Below are 18,291 nucleotides of genomic sequence, written 5' to 3' on the forward strand. Positions count from 1 at the left end.
CGCCGGGTGACCGGCGCCCGGCCCTGGAACCCAGGGTGGCGGTGAGTGGTAGAGGGTTGTCCCCGCGGCAGGGGCTAGAAGGTGGCGGGCGGAGGGGTCGTACCCGATGAGCCGCTGCCCCAGCCCGAGCCAGACGAGGGATCCGGTCCCGAGGAGCCCGAGCCCCACCCGGAGCCCGAGGAGGCGGAGCCCGAGGACCCGCTGGAGCCCCACCCGGAGCCAGAGGCGCCCGAGCCGAATCCGGAGGAGGTGGACGAGCCCGTCGAGCCGCCACTGCCCCAGCCCGAGCCGGAGGAGGCGGAGCCCGCGCCTGAGCCCCAGCCCGAGGAGGAGCCCGAGGACCCGCCGGAGCCCGAGCCCGAGGACCCGCTGCCGCTGCCAAAGCCCGATCCTGATGAGCCGCCACTACCCCAACCGGAGCCTGAGGAGGAGGAGCCCGAGGACCCGCCGGAGCCCCAGCCCGTCGAGCCGCTGCCAAAGCCCGACCCTGATGAGCCCGTCCCAAAGGAGGCGGAGGAGGTGGACGGCCCGGTCGAGCCGCTGCCAAAGCCCGGGTCCTGGGATCGGGCGTCGTCGCCCTGCCCGGCGTCCTGGGGGGCGATGCTGGCGACCCGGTCCGCCAGGTGGCGTCCGGCGTCGTCCAGGACCTGCTGGAGCGCCTGGTTGCCCTTGCTGGTGGCCGCGAGCGCCACCACGGTCACGTGCCGGGGCGAGTCGGGCTGGTCCAGGACGGCCACCCAGTTGCCGCGCACGCCCAGCGGCAGGACCGCGTGGCCCCTGCGTGCCCCGGGGTCGGCGCCGCAGACCGAGGGGACGTCGGGGGAGACCAGCTCCACGGTCGGCGCGGAGGTCGGCAGCAGGCCCGTGCGGACCCTGAACTCGTAGGGCCCCACGGTGAGCTGACGTGAGCGTCCGCGTAGGGAGAGCATGGTGACCTCATTGCTCGGTACCCGGATGGTGACCGCACCGCCCTGCGCGGGCACCTCCACGACCCGGGTCGCGGTGTCCAGCGGGCCCCGCGGGATCCGCCCGGTGAGGAACTTGAGGACGTAGAGCAGGGCCAGCGGGATGAGGACGCCGGCCAGCAGCACCAGGACGAAGGTGGTCCAGGTGGTGGCCACGTTGAGCGGGCGGCGCATCTCGGCACTGAAGGGGACCTGGACCGTCTGGGCCCGGTCGGGGGCGTCGTCCGGGGCGAGGGTCACCGCCAGGGTGCCCGAGAGCGCCCCGTTGGCGTGGCCCTGTACGGCCAGGGTCACCGGGAGGGTCGCGGTGGCGCCGTCGGCCACCTTGACGCAGGTGTCCGGGGAGGACGCCGGGGAGGACACGCTCACGCTCCCGGCGTCGGCCGGGGCGCCGGTCAGGGTCGGCTCGCCCGAGCTCAGCCACACGCAGCCGGGGCCGCTGACCGTGAGCTCGGTGGCGCCGCTTAGCTCGTCCTCCAGGGTGGGGAAGGCCGCCTGCCCGGTGACGGCGGGGAAGTTGACGGGGGCCAGGACGGTAACGTCCTGGGCGGCCTCGGTGGGGGTCAGGACGGTGCCCGGGACGGTGCTGCCGTCCGGCAGGGTGGTGGAGGCGGTGGTGACCGTCACCGAGGTGGTCAGGGTGGCGCTGCCGATGGCGGTGTCCGGGGGGAGTGCGACGGTGACCGGGGCCCCCAGGGCGGTGACGTCGGTGCCGCTCCACAGCTCGTGCTCGTTGCCGGCGGAGTCCTTGAGGGACACCGACATGGTGACCGAGCCCTTGACGCGGGAGGCCGGGACGGCCTGGCCGCCCACGTGGTCCAGGAGGGCCAGGTTGACGTCCCCCACGCTCTCGCCCTGGCGCAGCTCCGCCTTGTCCAGGTCCGTCCAGCTCAGGGTCAGGGGTGAGGACAGGTGGACGTTGACGTGGATCTGCTGGTTCTGGGAGGCCGAGGAGGGGTCCACGAAGGCCAGGCGCCACTGGCCGTCCCAGGTGGGCACCTTGGTGGAGTCCAGGTCGGCCTGGAAGGTGCCCGGGGTCAGCCACGTGGCGTCCACGCCCGTGCCGGCCGGGCTGCTCTGGCCTGCCTTGACCACCAGGGGCTGGGTGGCCCCGGGGGCGTAGAGGTAGGCGTCCAGCCCGGGGGCGTCGGAGGAGGCCATGACGTGGACGGCGTCCAGCGTGCCGTCCAGGACGAAGCTGAACTCCCCTGCGCTGCACGCGCTGCCCTGGCAGATGCTCACGGACTGGCTCTGCACGGTGTCCCCCGGGGTGGAGACGGAGTCGAAGGCCATGAGCAGGGTGTCCAGGCTGGAGACCGGGTAGAAGACTCCTGAGGGGCTGGAGACGTTGCCGCACTGCTCCAGGCCGGCCGCGGCGGCGTTGGAGCCCCCGCCCTGGCTGACGCGGCGCATGAGGGTGAAGTCCGGCTGGGGGCCGGGGCCGCTCAGGCCGATGCCGATGAGGGTCACCCCGCTGGAGCGGACCTGGTCGGCCAGGCCGGTGGGGCGGCACAGGTCGCCCCGGCCCGCCTGCTCGGCCTGCTGGACGCCGGACTCGCTGGACAGGTCGGCGCCGGTGGCGTAGCCCTTGGTCTCCCCGTAGTCGTGCTTGGCGGTGTCGGAGTCGCGCACGTCCAGGTCGAACTCCCCGTCCGAGAGCCAGGCGACGGCGCGGCACCCGGAGGAGTCGTGGTCCACCAGGTCCTGGCGCGCCCCGTTGAGGGCGTTCCAGTAGTCGGTGTCGTAGTCCTTGAGGTCGGCGCCCACGGTACGCACCGAGGCGGACACGGCGTCCTTGGTGGAGGCCGTCAGGGCGGTCCAGTCCCCCACCGGGTGGTAGTCGTCGGCGAATCCCGCCACCCGTACGTCAAGGGTGACGCCGCTGCGCCCGGCGAAGCTGCTCAGGCGGTCCACGAGGTAGGTGGCGGCCTTGACTCGGCCCTGGTCGGGGTCGGTCTGGCGCATGGAGCCGGACTGGTCCACCAGGAGCACCACCGAGCCCTGGCCGTGTCCGGACAGGCAGGCCCCGAACTCGCTGAGCCCGGGGGTGGACGCGGGGGCGGGCGGGGCCGCGGGGGCCGCGGGGGCTGCCACGGAGGTCCCCGCCAGGGCGGCGCCCAGGAGGCTGGCGGCCAGGCCGACGGCCGCGGCGGTACGCCGGAACCGGGGGCGTAGGAGGCTCACGTCTGTCACATCCTTCCGGCGATAAAGGCGATACGGACGGCGGCGGCCGTGATGCCCAGGAGCGCCACGGCGACGCTGGCGCGGTACAGGTGCGCGGTGGCCGGGGTGCGCGCGTAGAAGGGGAGGGTCTGGCGGGCCGAGTCCCTGAGCAGGAAGAGGACGGCCAGCCCCAGCCCCACCAGGGCGGACAGCGACCAGCTGAGCACGCCCAGGACCAGGCTCGCGCCCAGCGCCGCCAGGGCGATGCCGGCCAGGCTCGCGGCCAGGGAGCCGTAGAGGATGACGACCGGCGGGGAGACCACGGTGATCGCGTCCGACGCCGTCGTCCCGCCCAGGGGGGAGGACGGCCGGGTGAAGCCCGGGGCCGGGACCACGGGGACCTCCCTGGTGCTCTCCTCCGGGAGGTCGCCGGGTGCGGGTGCCCGGGTACCGGGGAGACTCTGCCACGCACCGGCCGCGGGCTGCTGGGACGGGTTGCTCATGCGTCAGACCTTCACATCTAGGAGAACCGGGGACGGGCTAGTTCCTGGGAGGGGTGTCAGGGGGCCGTCGCGGTGAGGATCCTGTGGACCTCCTCACGGCCCGGGATCCTGATGCCGTAGCCCTCGAGCTGATCGTAGACGGTATCGACGTCCTGTGGGGAGACCTGGCCCACGTAGTCCCAGGCGTCGTCCACGACGTTGTCCTTGAGGGCCTCGGCCCCCAGGAGCAGCGAGCCCACCGCCACGGGCAGGGGCAGCAGCAGCGCGGCGGCGAAGACGACGGCAGGCACCCGCCTGGGACGGCTGACGACCATCCCCCGGACGCTCAGCAGGAGGGCGAGGAAAACGAGCAACGCGGACAGGGTGGCGAGGAGGACGTCGGTGAGGTGGATAAGGGAGGCCCCGGAGAACACCACCCCGAAGACGTCGATCGAGGCCAGGAAGTGGTAGGAGCCCCAGGCGATTCCCGCCAGTCCCAGGACGCACAGGACGACGGCGGGGCGTGTGGTGCGCGAGGAGCGCACCGGTGAGCCGGCGTCGTCAGCCGCCTGGCCGCTGGTACGGGAGGCGCGGAAGGAGCGGAAGAAGGCAGTGAGGCCGCCGGGGGAGACGGGAGCCGGGGTGCCGGGGGAGGCGGCCCCAAAGCCCGGGGCACCCGCGCCCGGGGCGCCCGAGGACCCTGAGAACCCCGAGGGGCCAGGGGCGCCTGACGCCTGCGGGGCGCCTGAGCCAGGAGCACCCGAGCCAAAGCCCGCGGAGCCCCAGGTGCCTGGGCTGCCCGAGGACCCTGAGCCAAAGCCCGCGGAGCCCCGGGCGCCAGAGGGCCCGGAGCCCTGGGCACCCGAGCCGAACCCCGAGCCGCCCGGCGCCTGCGGGGCGCCCGAGGACCCTGAGCTGCCCGAGCCGAACCCGGGTGCGGCGGAGGCCTTCCGGCTCCGTCTTCTCCTGCTCCTAGTGGGCTCCTGCTCCTGAGGGTCGCGGCCGGAGCCGAAGGCGTTGGGGACCCCGCTGAAGTGAAAGTCGTTCACTGTGTGCCTCCTACCATGTCGAGTACCCGGCCCGGGCGATCTTGAACCCTGACCCCGTGTACTGGTTCCAGCAGGTCATTCCGTCGGTGGCGGAGGTGCAGGCGAAGTCGTCGTTGGCCGTCGACTCCCCGTACTCCAGGACGGTGCCGCTGCTCGAGATCGGCTGCCCGCAGGCGAGCTCCGTGCTCTTGTAGACGCTGATGGAGAAGTACTCATCGGAGCAGTCCTGCTGGCCGGACTCGGCGTAGTACCTCTCGTGGATGGAGCAGGTGACGTCGGAGCCGCTGAGCCTGCACGATATATTGTGTGAGGGCGCCTCAATGAGCGTGGCGCTGCCCGCGCCCGCTGGCGCCGGGCTGACCTTGACGGGTGTCGGGCTGGCCGAGACGCTGCTGACCGACCGGGACCGGTGGCCGGTGTCGTCCTTCATGACAGCGGCCGCGCAACGCCACAGCAGGAGGACCGCGAACACGATCGCAACCGCCTTGAACACGGTGGGGCCGGTGCGCGAGGGCCTCCTCTGCGCGCCCGCGGCCGGCCGACGCGGGGGCTCCCTCAGCACGGAGCCCCGCGGCACGGCCACAGTCGGTGCGGTCATAGTCGGTGCGGGGTCCGGTGCGGCAGGTCGAGGTGGGTTGCGCGGGCGGGTCCGCTCGGCCAGCTCCGCCTTCCACCTCCTCTGGTCCGCCTCCCCCAGCCGGCTCAGGACGTAGGAGCGCAGGTCCTCGGGGCAGGAGGGGTTGAGGAAGATGTCCTTCCACAGGGCGGGCTCCTGGTCGACCAGCTCCCCGAGGCGGTCCGCGCTCGTCCGAGGGTCGCGCGCCTCCAGGGACAGGTCACGATCGACACTCATAGTGCGTCTCCACAGTGGTTTCAGGGAGTGGGTGGGAAACTGCGTAACCAGGCAAGATGCTCAAGCGGGTCAAAGCAGCGGGGATTAGGTTAGGCCTAGGATCCCGGTCATGTCAACCCAGCAACACGCCCAAAACCTGCCTTCCGACTATCTCGGACGAACTCAGATGACGATTTTATAAACGACGCCTAGCGATCCCTTTGGTTGCGCTTGGCACTTTTTAAGTGCGTATCACATGATGGGCCTACGTCGTCCGGTCCGGCCCTCGTGTCCTGCCGCCCGCCCTGCGGCGCCCGGTCCACGCCACATCCCGCGTCCGCGGGGGTCAGTTCCTGTACCGGGGTTGACAGGAGGCGCTGGGACCGCCAGACGCCGCGGAGGCCCCGGGGCGCCCGAGCGCAAGACTCCGATGCCCGCACAACAGGGGCAGGCCGCCCCAGGAGGCCCCCTGGCGCCCGGCCGCAAGCACGGTGGTGGCCCGGACCAGGAGAATGCCGGAGGCGCAAGGCGCCAGGCCTGGGAGCACGTACCTTCATGCTGACGTTCCGAATCCGGGCAGGCCTCCAGGTATTACGCCCCCCTGCAGGTCAACCAGCGCTCGGTAACAACATTAGCGAGCTCGCGGGAGGAGGGACGGCTCGCGGGCGGCTCCTGGAGCGCCTCCTTGAGGATCGACAGGAGATCCTTGGAGAGGTTCTTGCGCCCGAGGTCAAGACCCTCGACCACGTACCTGTGCCGTAGATAGAGCACGTCGGCGCCCTCGGCGGCGTCACGCATACTCGGCCGCGGCAGCTTCGCGCCGATCGGGTCAGCCGTGACCGCAATATGGACGATCCACCAGGCCAGGCAGTAGACGTCTGTCGCGGGCGTGTACTCGCCCAGGCGGAAGGACTGCGGGCAGAACACGTCCGACCTCATGCCCTTGAGCTCCCTGTTACCTCCTGTGGTACTGAATCCGTTAAAAGCGTCAATGACGTACGCCTTAGGGTCGTCAGACTCGGCCCACCGCACGAAGACATTGTTTGACGAGATGTCCGCGTGGATGAGCCCGAGCTCGTGCAGGAACGAGATGGCCTCGCAGAGCGAGGAGAGGAACGACCACTTCGCGTTCGGTGGCAGGGGGTCGTTGGCACTGCCTGTGCGAGAGGGGATAAGGTGCCTGTCGGAGACAATGTTGCCGATCAGCACGTCCCGGGAGCTGCGCCTGCCCATGCGCTCGACCTCGATGTGGCAGGAGTCGGGCAGAATGGGGACGATCAGCCCGGCCAGGCCCCCGTCAGGGTCGTTGACGTACTGCATCGGGACGTTGAGCAGGTTGAACAGCAGGAGGGTCCGCGTGCTCCTGTACTCTATTCGGCTCAGCACCTCCAGGGCCGATCTTATGCGCTTAGCCCTCCTGACGCGATCCGCAGGACTGGCGGTGTCGTTCTTAAACATCTTGACACCAAACGTCCGATTGTGGTGCTTCAGGTACAGGAAGTAGGCCTGACCACCCTCCCTCCTGTCAGACATGTCCACCCCGGCTATGATCTCGCTGCGCTCGACCGGGTCGGCGGCGACAAGGGGAGAGCTATCATTGTACAGCCGGATCGTCCGCGCCATCTCGTTAATGCGGTCATAGTCACCGAGATAGTAGTCCACCATGTAGCAAGAACCTCCAGGGCGTCCAAGTACTGTGCGCGAGCACGGGGTCGAGTACCTATTGAAGTGTCGGGGCCGTTATGCCATCTCTGGCTGCCGCAGTGGGCGGCTCCCGCCAGGTGGTAAGGAGTCCAAGTCGGTACGCCACAGGGCGACGGCAGTCCGGTCGTCGCCGGCACCAACGGTACGGAAAGCGATCTGGCTGAGGAAGGTCCAACGGTCTGGTGGGGTCTGCCACGCATCAGCCAGGAAGTACCCGACCTTGGTCTGGGAGTCCAGGTGGACAGACAGGCCGTCTGTTGCCAGGACAAGGAGCTGGTCGGGTTCCCATGCGAAACGAGTCGTACGGGCGGGATATCTTGCCAGCGGCAACGCGAAGGATGTTGCACTTGTCTCTGAGGCGGCGGGACGGGTATCTACGGGCCTCCACAGTCCATCGCGTCCAAGGAATCGGACGTCGCCGTCACCGTAGTGTACGAGACTGGCTCCCCACGGCTCCCCTGGTTCCCCGACCTCCACCTGTACCCAGATCATTGTAGTGGAGTACTCCGCAGGTGCCACGCCCGCTGCCTGAGCCATGGCTAGCAACTGGGCGGTACCCTGCTGCACGGGATCAGGATCACCTTGAGCCGCGCACCGTGCGACCGTGGTCGCCAGTACTGCAGCACCCTCGTTGCTACGGGAGCGCGAGCCGACGCCGTCACAGACGACCGCGTTCACTACACGCCGCTCCCTGCTAATACGAAGGGCGTAGGCGTCCTGCCGACGAGAGCCTGTGTTGACGTGGCTGTCGCCTACCAGGGAGGCCGCGCGCACCTCAATCAGACCCCCCATGGTTGACCCGGCGTCAAGGGCAACCCCTGGTCCGTCCATGAGGGTGGAGGTCATGCTTCCCGGGAGCGTGGAGAAGCGGCCTCCCACGTCCACAGGCGCCACAGGCGCGGGAACCACTGGGTTGCATGATGTGGTAGCCGGAACAAGAGGGTCACCTGCGGCCGTAGACGCAGGAGCCGTGGGGCGGTGGAGCGGAAGAGCGGGTTGCTGCGTGGCTACCGGAGTCGCAGGCGCACCGGAGTAGGCGCCCGTAGACGGCCAGTCGTTCTGGGACGCTCCGGAGGCCGGAGCATCATGGCCTGCTACCGGGTCCAGGCCGTTCTGTGAGCTGGTGGCGCTCGGGGTGTCAGCATCAGGGTTCCGCAGCCACCGCCAGAAGCTAGGAATAGTTACCATAGAGACTCCTAAAGAACGAGAACTCTGCCTTGTTGCGGTCTTCAGTCAGTGCCGCGACGACGGTGGCGTCCATCTCCTCCTGCGTGGTCGGAGCCTGAGCCGCGTCAAGGGTCCTGGAGATCTTCTCAAACAACGAGGCGATTCGCTCGGCCACGTCCTTCCCGTCACTGAGGATCTCGTTGGTAAGGGCGCCTACATTAGTTCCGTACGCGGCGGTCAGCTGCGCGAACACATCTGGCACCGACTTACCCAGCGCGCAGGGGATGAGGCGCGGAGGAAAGGGCATCTCCCCCAGCGCCTTGACAATAGGGACCCACTGCTCCGGGTAGTCCGTAGGAACCCCGTCAGTCATAATGAACGCCACGGGCCTGTACGCGCCGCGAGGTCCCCTGTTCTTCTTGTCGATAACGAGGCGTGACTTGAAGAGCTCCAGTGCGGGAGCAAGATTGGTAACCCCCGACGATGTCAGCGGGAGCATGGTCGCCCCCGAGTCGATGGCAGCCATTTCACGGCTGAGCGACGCCCTCGTGTTGAAGGAGATGACACTCACATGGATGTCGACGGTCGTGAGTGGGCGCTCATCGATCACCTGAAAGATGTTGTCAATCGACTCGTTGAGCACGTCGATAGGCCGCCTCCCTCCGTTTCTAGAGACGCTCATCGTCAGCGAGGTGTCACAGATCAGATACAGGGGCAGGATGCGGTCGGCATCACGAAGCGTTATTGTTGAGGGCATGTCACTCCTTCTGTCAGCAAAACTTTAGGATTCCTGCACGAACTCTAGTCCGACAACCTTTCCGGCACGCCCGAGACAATGCCCGGCACGTCGTCAAGGTCACAAAAATAAGAGGGCGACGACCGGACTTCGACCCGAGCTTCAAATAGGGAGAATACTGCCTTCTCCGCGACCTTGAGCGCGACATCCAAAATGTCGTCAAATCCTCCTTCCTCAATCATAAACCACCTTCCTGGTATTGAGCCGAAATCTGGATAGGCTATACTTCTCAGGACGTCTACACCTACACTCGATGACCCAAAAACGCTAATGTGAGGATAATACTTATTACCTACCTTTCTCTTTGGATCGTATCGCACGAGACGCTCGAGCGTCGATTTCCACTCCCTGCAGTCTAGCGGTCGGTCGGCTAGAACGAGCAGCATACACGGACGCCACACCCTACATCCATGCCGCCTCAGGTTCGCAAAATCTTTTGTGAACTGCGTCACAAACTCTTCGAGGGCCGGCGCCAAGACGTCGCCGCCTGAGGGCAGGGAACTCGGCAGAACAATATCATCTGCATAGCTTAGCGGCACCATGACCTGAGCCTGATCACTCGCTACGATGACGCCTAACATGACACAATCGTCCGCCAGAGGATCACAGGCAATCCTGTTGATGAAGTCCTTCAGCTTCCGTGCCAAGGAGGTGTGAGACAACGTCCTGGCCAGGATAACGACGTAGAACGGAAACGCAATTGCACCAGTATACGACACCGGCTCGCCGACCAACCTCATCACCTACACTGTTCCTGAAACTATCAACGCAATCCCCCCGTAGAACACCCAGGACAAGGCCGCGAGTAGGTGCAGCTCCCTGTCCGAGACCATCTTCCTCCCCCTGGCATCGTCCCCTCTCAGGAAGACCATTGCGGCAACCAGGAACGGGGATGACATGCACAACGTCAGAAACAGGCTCACGCCTCCTACGACCGGGACGGCGATCCAGACGTGAGACGAGTACATCATACCAGCCGGAAGTCCTGAGAAACTCGCATGCAGGAACATCAGGACCACCGGGCCGGAGATCGTCGCGGCCAGGAGGAACACCGCGCAAAATCGTGAGAGCAGTGAGGTGTCAGCACGTCGACCCGCCTTTCCGGGGACCGTCATCGTCGTGGTTGAGAGATTTCCTAGAGCCAGCAGGATGCTGGCCTCGGTCATGGCGGAGAGGATTCCGAAGACCGCGTGGCCGTAAAAACGTGATGCCGCCCAGAAGACCATCAGTGCGGACACCGAGGACGCACACAGCATAGTATTAGGTGCAGAGCGAGCGAGTTCGGCTGCGCCTGAGGCCGCTGCTCTGAGCCGCAAGAGCAGTCGCGTCCTCACTGACACGAGCCTAGTGAATGCATGTGCGAGGAACGAGCTCGTGGTACCGGTGACGCCTTTCAGGTGGAGACGCCTCACGGTCCTGGCTTGGGACTCTGCGCAAGTGCGTATCTTGCGCATGACGACGCCTACGTGTGTCCCCATTCGTGCGGGTGCCGCGCGACGGGCCGCGGACGACAGCGCCAGGAACCTGCCTACGACCCCGCCAAGACCTGTCCTCGTCCACACGAGGAGCTTATTCCAGGGATCTACGACCAGCGTCCTCACTCGAGGCACTGTCCGCAATCTGGCACGTAATGATCTCATGGCTTAGCCGCACTGTACTTGGCCGTCACGTGCCTGGAGATATCGTCGACAGCCTGGTCGAGGCTACCGGCGATACCCTGCTCAAGAGACCTGCGCAGGCCCTCCTGGGCACCTTCAATCGTCTGCCTGGCCTCCTCGCTCGCGGCAGGGAGGTCAGCAATCAGCTGGCTAATAGATCCAGCCTGACGCTCAAGGTCAGGGAAGCGGCACGACCGCATGACCTGACTCACTATCGCCTCGTACGACCCCGTGCTCGCCCTGTCCAGTCGTCGGACAAAGTCCTCTATCGACGGCAGCATGATTTCTGGCGCAGAGTCTCCCCCTATTCCTACGGCAGGTCGCCTCGGAAACGACTCCAGGATCGGAGAGATATCTACCGGCGGGAGACGGGGAGTATTAAGTGAAGCGCTCAGCGACCTGTAGTGCTTACTGCTTTCAATGTCGAACTTAGGGACGTCGAAAACTCGGACGAGATCGGAGTCCTGCTGGACCGTCTGACTGCCTCTGCATATCTCCAGCGTGAACACAGTCGGGTCGTGTACCTGCACAGGGTGCTGTCCCTGGAGCGGGTCCACCGGGACGACTGACCCATTGGGGCCATGGATAAAGGCCTTGGTAGCGTTAGACACGTTCCAGACCAGCATGGTGCCCCCGTCCCGCGGCACTACCGAGTCAAGAACGCGGAACTCATGAATAACGGGAACAATAAAATCATTCAGGGCCTGGTAGAGCTGTTTGGCTGTGGGGCGCTGGTCCGGGTCCTGGCTGAGCGAGGCCTTAATGACGTCGAGGCACTCCGGGCTCAGCTGGCCAGCTAGGTGGTCCGCTGACTTACGCTGCATAGCACCCCGCCCTCGGGAAAGGCACCGGACCACGCACAGCCCGAGCTTGTAGACGTCGGTACGGGTGTCCTGGAAGTGCGCCCTCCCCCGGGCGAACGGGTTACGCCCCGGCTCCTCGCACTCAGGAGCCAGGAATGACGGGGAGTTCGCCTGGCGCCTCGATGCATCATCCAGTCTAGCGACTCCGTCACAGTCCATGAGGACAGAACGAGGATACTCACCCAGACAGAACACCGCGTTCTTCAAGCTCATATCACCGTAGACCACCCCGTACTTGTGCATCAGGGCGACGGAGTACACCAGCCAGACCATGATTCTCATACGGACCAGGAGGTCACTGAACTCGTCAATCTGATCCTGCGAGAAGCCTGCCCCCTGAAGTGCAGCTGGTCTCGCAGGTAACCAGCCCAGCTCGCGAGTCCTTGAGTCCTTCTTGCCTGTGGCTGGCGGGTGCAGCTCGGCAAAGAACTCAGGGCGGATCAGCGGCATAAGGCACCCGCGGACTACGCCGCCCTCCTCCACCAGGGCCAGGGGCCACACGGTCACCTCATCCAGGTCAGAACGGTCCCCATCCGACATGGAGTCACGCAGCTGCACCGCCTGACGCATAGCCTCCACAGCCCGAGAGTACTTATCCTGAGACAAGGAGGACTTAAGCTCCTTGTAGGCAAGAGCACCACGGTACCCGGGAAGCCTGAACCCGGTACGGAAAACCTCCCCGAAACCACCACTGGCAATAGACGCAAGAGATCCTAGATCAGTTTTTGCGACCATTATCCTCTCCACCGCAGCTACCTACTTCACCCAGCTTTGGTTTCTGGCTCTGATCATTGCGCACATTGGAACAATTAGGCGAACGTGTGCACGCCGAGTCATACTCTGTCCTAAACTGAACAAAATTGTTCAGGGCCTGGTAGAGATGTTTGGCCGTGGGGCGCTGGTCCGGGTCCTGGCTAAGCGAGGCCTTAATGGCATCGAGGCACTCCGGGCTCAGCAGGCCGGTCAGGTGGTCCGCTGACTTAAGCTGTGTAGCACCGTGCCCCCGGGAGAGGCACCGGACCACGCACAGCCCGAGCTTGTAGACGTCGGTACGGGTGTCCTGGAAGTGCGCCCTCCCCCGGGAAAACGGGCTACGCCCCGGCTCCTCGCACTCAGGAGCCAGGAAGAACGGGGAGTTCGCCTGACGCCTCGACATATCATCCAGCCTAGCGACCCTGTCACAACTAGTGAGAACAGAACGAGGATGCTCACCCAGGCAGAACACCGCACTCCTCAGGTTGATATCACCGTAGACCGCCCCGTGACTGTGCAGCAGGGCAACGGAGTGCACCAGCCAGACCAGGATCCTCATACGGACCAGGAGACCACTGAACTCGTCAATCTCCTCCTGCGAGAACCCAGCACGTATGGCCGTCCGCGCCCCCATACACAGCCAGGCCAGGTCACGATTCCTCGAGACCGTCCTGCCCGTGGCGGGCGGGTGCAGTTCAATAGAGAGCTCAGGGCGGATCATCGGCATAAGGCACCCGCTGACTACGCCGTCTTTCTCTACCAGGGCCAGGGGCCACACGGTCACCTCATCCAGAGAAGAACGGTCCTCATCCGACATGAAGTCACGGAGCCGCACCGCCTGACGCATACCGCCAATAGCTCGGGAGTACTCCTCCTGGGACAGAGATGACCTAAGCTCCTTATAGACAAGAGGACCACGGTACCCAGGAAGCCTGAACCCGGTACGGAAAACCTCCCCGAGATCATCATCAGAGGTAAACCCGACAACCCCGAGATCTGTATACGACACCACCACCGATGCCGCGACGTCCTCCTGGTCACTACTACTGTCGCGAAGCACAAGACCCGAGTAGCCAGCTACGTTACCTTCACTGTTCTCGTCTTCTGGAGCGTCGGGTAGGTCAATCCATATTCCGACCGCGGTTCTGTCGTCCATAAAAGACTGTCGGGCGAATCCTACCTGTTGAACGAACGTGTACGGATCCGGCGGGGATCCCCACCACTCCGCAAGAGTTTTCTGTACCTCCGCGCTCATCTCCAGGGGAGTACCCACGCCGTCAGACATGAGGAAAACTCGGCGACCTCCTGGTGGCCAGGATATGGTATGCACACTCAAACAGCCCGACGGTAGCGCCCTGGTGCGCCCAGCTACCACCTCCGTGTCGGGCTGATCCGACCTTACCGGCGCGACCAGATGCCACACCGATTCATCATCCAGCACCCAGGCCTGGGAGTCTCCCACCCAGGCGATCTCACCAGAGATCCCACTATCACCTGCGCTGACGGCAGCAGCCACGACCGTGGTGGCCATGAGGTCGTTATCGCGTCCAGTTGAGCCTGGCCACGACTCTACCAGACGCATGAGGGAGTTGTTGGCCTCGAAGAACGCACTGTTCCAGCTACCGGACTTCAGGTAATACCAGGGGAGCTCACGGCACACGTGCGCCGCGGCCTCGTGGGAGTACTTGAACTCACCCACCCCGTCACAGACCACTACAATGAGGGTCCTAGTCCTCTGGTCATACATCAACCCGTACGCGTCCTGCCTGGGCTCACTATTACGCGGGTGCCGGTGCAGGATGCCGCGAACAGAACCGGCCCGCACGGTAAAAGGACCGACTTCATACTCTGAGGCCGCAATGTCAGGCGGCCACGGCTCAGCAGGAGGGACTCCGCCTCCGATCTCATTCGCCGCTCTCCCTGGCGGACCGATAGCGATCACACTATCCCACCTTTATCATTCAAGAATATCAGGGTTTCCGGACCGGAACTCAGAGCTGGGCTGCGCCTGGATCATGAGCTCAGGCTCACCCTGCCCGATCGAGTAGCTTGAGCTGATAATCGTCTTCCCGATCGTACCGATCATTGACTCAAGCAGCGCGCGCACATTGTTTGTCCGGGCCATGAACCACGCCCCCAGCTTTCTTCCGAAATTGGGGTACGCGATCTTCTTCATAATCTGCTCAGTAGCGTCCCTGAACCCGTACGACACAATGTACGGGTAACGCTTGTTACCTGTCCCGGTCTTAGGGTCCCAGGCGATCAGATCCTGGAACGTGCTCTCCCATTCCCCGGGGTCGGTCGGCTCTCCATCTGTGAGGAAGAACACGCACGGACGATACACTTTTGACCCTTCGGCCCTGAGGCGCTTGAAGTCCTCAGGGAATCGCCTGCTAAACTCCTTGAACGCACTGGAGTACGAGGTGCCCCCCATAATGCTCAGAGTCGGCACCGTAACAATGTCTCCCGCAGGGGTGAGCGGGACCAGCGTCTTCGCCTCGGTTCCGAACGCGATAATGCTGATCATTGTCGTGTCCTCAACAACCGGATCGCTGCTGATAGACGTCACCAGCTCCTCCAGGTTAGCCTGCAGATCCGGCAGGTCGGCGCTCATGGAGGCGGAGGCGTCGCAGATGATGTAGAAGGGCATGACCAGTTGCTCCTTGAACGACGACTCTGGGACCTCGGAAACTTCAGTCATGATTCTCTTCTCCTTATGTACTGTGTGCTGAGGTGCGGGGGTGTGATACTTGTTAGTGGGTGTCCTGGTCCGACGGTGCGGTACGTCTGAATACCTTTGCGAGACCTCTTCTCAGAATACTGCGTGACGGTTCCTCCTGAACTGACGGGGCGACGGGGAACTCCTGCGGATACCCTACCTTGTACAGCAGCTCGTTGACGACATCAAACTTGTCGGTCACGACCCGCTGTCCGTCTACCTCCGCATTCGGTCCAGGGGCGTCCTTGTCCGTGATCAGCCAGCCGATGTCGGCACGTTCCTTGAGACTACGGTACAGTTTCAGGCAACGCTCTCCCGACATGGCTGCATCTGGTAGGACAAACAGGACCAGGGGCTTGCTAAGCTTCTGCCCGCGCCGTTGGCAGGACTCAATGTCCTCAGTAACTAGCTGCAGCAGCTCGCGCATTACCCTGGTCATGTCCAGGAAATCAGAGCTGGGCTTCCAGATGCTGGCCTTGTCAATGCTTCCGGTATCTCGCATAATGGGCCTTCGCGACTCCCCTTGGCCAGCGGCCACGAGCCGTGTCTTGCTCGCAAACGTATTATGGTGGGGAGTCAGTCCGCGGTCGAGGTCTACGACCAGCTCGACAATCCTGTTATGTATTTTTTTTGGCTTTGACTCCACGCCATTAGCGATGACCAGGTAAGTCAGTCGCAGAGGAAGGCCTCCTGGGGCCATGTAAGGATCCTGGGGAGAGGGCTGCAGGAGAGCAGGACGGTGCTCCTGGGCGCTAACGGAGGACGCTATAGCCACCTGGTTCGCGTGCGCGGCGGACTCCTCCTGGTCCATCATGCGTGCTGGCTCCACCTCGTCCGCGACACGAGAACCTATCTTGACTGAGCTGAAGACCTTGCCGAGCTCGAGCGCTGGTACCGACATCCTTGTGGACGACTGCGAGGACTCAATGATCTCCTCGCAGACCCTCAGAATGAGGGGGTCAAGGCCCTGGTCAGGGCCCAGGGCGGTTACCCCTTTAATCGGCTCCCCGGAGATCGGTGTGAGGCTAATGCCACGCACCTGCATGCGGATGCCAGTCAGCTGCGGAGCGCCTCGCAGACCCATCATAATGGTTTCCAGGTTCTGCCCGTGATCGACCACGATGACACCCAGGACCACGCGAGTGAACTGGTCGAGGTCGCTCTTCAACAGCCCGGACTCAAATGACTTGCGAATACGCTCTGCGTCAGTCGAGCCGAAGGCACTGGTTCCCCTGTGCCGCAGGGAGGTCCTGAGACCCTGTGGTCCGACGAGAACGAGGGCCTCCGAGAGGACCGGGTCGACAGACAGGGAGTAGTCTGCGTTAAGGAAGGCCCGTGAGACCTTGCTCCTGACACCCTCGGAACAGGCTACCACTACTACGCCGACTATACGCTCATCCATCTCACCGCTCACGCTCCCCGGGACCTGAGGAGGAACGTCTGTCTGTCTCATATCTTACTCCCGTCCGGAAGGCCGTTTGAGGTACTACGTGCAGTCGAGGGACGGTTGCCCCCAGGCTGAGCGGGGCTGGCAGCAGCAGCATTCTTCACCTGCGAGCTCCACTCAGACAGCGCACGCTTCAGAATCTCCTCCATCTCCTTGGCGACGTGCGCGTTGGCGGTCCTTCCCAGCTCGATCTCCCGGTCGAGCATGTCATCACGGATGGCCTTCTCCCGACGAGTCTCCCGGTTACGCTGCTCCTGGTCGCGGTCGGTGGTCGTCTCAACCCGGTCATACTCATCGTCCTGGAGCTTTCGGGCGATCCTGTCGTACTGGGTGACACCCTTTGCGGCAATGAACACCTTAATGATGACAGGCAGCAGCTCAATCGAGATGAACAGACCTGCGACGAAGAGATGTGACAGCCACGGCGTCCAGCCTTTCGAGCCGAGACGGTGGAGCGCAATGATCTGGAAGAGCAGTCCGGAGCTGTTCCGGATGAGGTCGCCGTTCTTCTCCGCCTCCAGCTGGGCACTGAACCTGTCGCGCTTTGCGATCAGCCCACCTTGACAGCCGGGATCCTTTACCTCATGCCCCTTGTCGTCCTTGACCGCCTTACCCTGACTGTCCTTCTGGGAGCCGCAGAGCGCTATGTTCGCCTCGCGCACGGCCTGCTCGGTCTTCTCCTTGTTGGCCTCCCTGACTGCGTCCTGAGCCGCAGTCAGGTTATCCTGAGCCTTCTGCTTTTCCGTCTCCGCGTTCACAACATTCTTATTGGCTTGCTCGTATTCAGCTTTTCTTGCTTCAGCAGCAGGGCCATTACCGGGGATCCCACTTGCGCGACCACCGCAACTCTGACCGTTCTGCTCGCATATATAGACTTCATGAGCCTGCTCACGCGCATCCTTGGCACTTTTTAGCTTGGCTTCGGCGGCCGCGTACTCCGTCTTCGCCTGCTCCAGCTCCGGCGACGTCAGACCGGCGGGGCCTTCATTGACGATCTTCTGCTGTGCGTCGATCTCCTGATCGACTGCTTCCAGGTCCGTCTTGGTGGAGCCGTTCTCGGCCGCCTCCCTGCTATCACGGATCAGGTCGTCCTGATACGCCTTAACCTCGGCGCTGACCTCACTGTGAAAGATCTGCAACGTAATGGGCGTCGACACCACCACACCTATGAAGACCGCCAGAATGAACCTTGGAAACGCGTACTTCGTTGCCCGCCACCATCCCGCGATACCCTGCATCGTCTTAATGAGCGCCCTGTCCAGGACGAGAATCAGGGCGCCCCACAAGAGGCCCAGGACGATGGACGCCGCCAGACGGCTGCCCGGTTGGTTTGCCGCTGCCGCTCCCGTCTGAGGGTCGACTACGACGAGGACCGCGTTGCGGAGGGCGAACATCATGGACAGTGCGGCCACGAACGCGGTGCCGAGCATGACCAGACCCAGCCCGATAAAAGTGTTCCGTTCGGATCGCGCATGCTTAAGGACGTCAGGATCGGCTCCGCCCAGAATCGAGAGAAAGTTGAATATCCGACTCACCGCTGACCTTACCTTCCTAATCGGGGACACAAGTACTAAGAGGGTAGTCCTTGTAAATCTTCAAATAATATCACTCACATGCACCGACGGAACGCCGGGAAGAATGCGGCCACGGGGTTACCGTACCGGACAGCTCCAGCACCAAGAAAATATCCATG

14 protein-coding genes are annotated in these 18,291 nt (G+C 64.1%); all 14 read right to left on the reverse strand.

Translation table 11 applies throughout. The features are described from left to right. Nucleotides 1–74: 74 nt before the first annotated feature. Nucleotides 75–3,149 carry a vWA domain-containing protein gene (locus tag C3V41_RS06950; RefSeq protein WP_106109660.1) on the reverse strand — a complete coding sequence of 1,025 codons (3,075 nt, stop codon included), beginning with the start codon at nt 3,147–3,149 and terminating at the stop codon, nt 75–77. A 5-nt stretch (nt 3,150–3,154) separates the two neighbouring features. Further along, nucleotides 3,155–3,631 carry a hypothetical protein gene (locus tag C3V41_RS06955; RefSeq protein WP_106109661.1) on the reverse strand — a complete coding sequence of 159 codons (477 nt, stop codon included), beginning with the start codon at nt 3,629–3,631 and terminating at the stop codon, nt 3,155–3,157. A 56-nt stretch (nt 3,632–3,687) separates the two neighbouring features. Then, nucleotides 3,688–4,659 carry a hypothetical protein gene (locus tag C3V41_RS14185; protein ID WP_106109662.1) on the reverse strand — a complete coding sequence of 324 codons (972 nt, stop codon included), beginning with the start codon at nt 4,657–4,659 and terminating at the stop codon, nt 3,688–3,690. A gap of 10 nt (nt 4,660–4,669) precedes the next feature. Continuing rightward, nucleotides 4,670–5,512: a variant leucine-rich repeat-containing protein gene (locus C3V41_RS06965; RefSeq protein ID WP_106109663.1), complete on the reverse strand. Its 843-nt coding sequence runs from the start codon at nt 5,510–5,512 to the stop codon at nt 4,670–4,672. 570 nt (nt 5,513–6,082) lie between these two features. Beyond that, nucleotides 6,083–7,156, reverse strand: coding sequence for a protein kinase (locus C3V41_RS06970; RefSeq protein WP_106109664.1), 1,074 nt, complete (start codon nt 7,154–7,156; stop codon nt 6,083–6,085). Between the two features lie 75 nt (nt 7,157–7,231). Next, complete coding sequence (locus tag C3V41_RS14390; RefSeq protein ID WP_106109665.1) at nt 7,232–8,383, reverse strand: protein phosphatase 2C domain-containing protein; 1,152 nt, start codon at nt 8,381–8,383, stop codon at nt 7,232–7,234. Continuing rightward, entirely contained in the window at nt 8,367–9,119 is a 753-nt protein-coding gene (locus C3V41_RS06980) for a vWA domain-containing protein (protein WP_106109666.1), read from the reverse strand. The genes C3V41_RS14390 and C3V41_RS06980 overlap by 17 nt, the downstream gene beginning before the upstream one ends. A gap of 44 nt (nt 9,120–9,163) precedes the next feature. Beyond that, complete coding sequence (locus tag C3V41_RS12830; RefSeq protein ID WP_129591505.1) at nt 9,164–9,898, reverse strand: hypothetical protein; 735 nt, start codon at nt 9,896–9,898, stop codon at nt 9,164–9,166. A 3-nt stretch (nt 9,899–9,901) separates the two neighbouring features. Then, nucleotides 9,902–10,396 (reverse strand): hypothetical protein, encoded by a 495-nt coding sequence (locus C3V41_RS06985; RefSeq protein WP_129591506.1) that lies wholly within the window; start codon nt 10,394–10,396, stop codon nt 9,902–9,904. A gap of 398 nt (nt 10,397–10,794) precedes the next feature. After that, complete coding sequence (locus C3V41_RS06990; protein ID WP_129591507.1) at nt 10,795–12,426, reverse strand: hypothetical protein; 1,632 nt, start codon at nt 12,424–12,426, stop codon at nt 10,795–10,797. Then, nucleotides 12,398–14,374, reverse strand: coding sequence for a protein phosphatase 2C domain-containing protein (locus C3V41_RS06995; RefSeq protein ID WP_129591508.1), 1,977 nt, complete (start codon nt 14,372–14,374; stop codon nt 12,398–12,400). The genes C3V41_RS06990 and C3V41_RS06995 overlap by 29 nt, the downstream gene beginning before the upstream one ends. A 15-nt stretch (nt 14,375–14,389) precedes the next feature. Continuing rightward, nucleotides 14,390–15,133, reverse strand: a complete 744-nt coding sequence (locus C3V41_RS07000; protein WP_106109670.1) for a vWA domain-containing protein — start codon at nt 15,131–15,133, stop codon at nt 14,390–14,392. 52 nt (nt 15,134–15,185) lie between these two features. Next, nucleotides 15,186–16,604, reverse strand: a complete 1,419-nt coding sequence (locus tag C3V41_RS07005; RefSeq protein WP_129591509.1) for a hypothetical protein — start codon at nt 16,602–16,604, stop codon at nt 15,186–15,188. Further along, nucleotides 16,601–18,163 carry a DUF4407 domain-containing protein gene (locus C3V41_RS07010; protein ID WP_106109672.1) on the reverse strand — a complete coding sequence of 521 codons (1,563 nt, stop codon included), beginning with the start codon at nt 18,161–18,163 and terminating at the stop codon, nt 16,601–16,603. The genes C3V41_RS07005 and C3V41_RS07010 overlap by 4 nt, the downstream gene beginning before the upstream one ends. Nucleotides 18,164–18,291 lie beyond the last annotated feature (128 nt).

The sequence above is a fragment of the Actinomyces sp. oral taxon 897 genome (assembly GCF_002999235.1).
Taxonomy (GTDB): domain Bacteria; phylum Actinomycetota; class Actinomycetes; order Actinomycetales; family Actinomycetaceae; genus Actinomyces.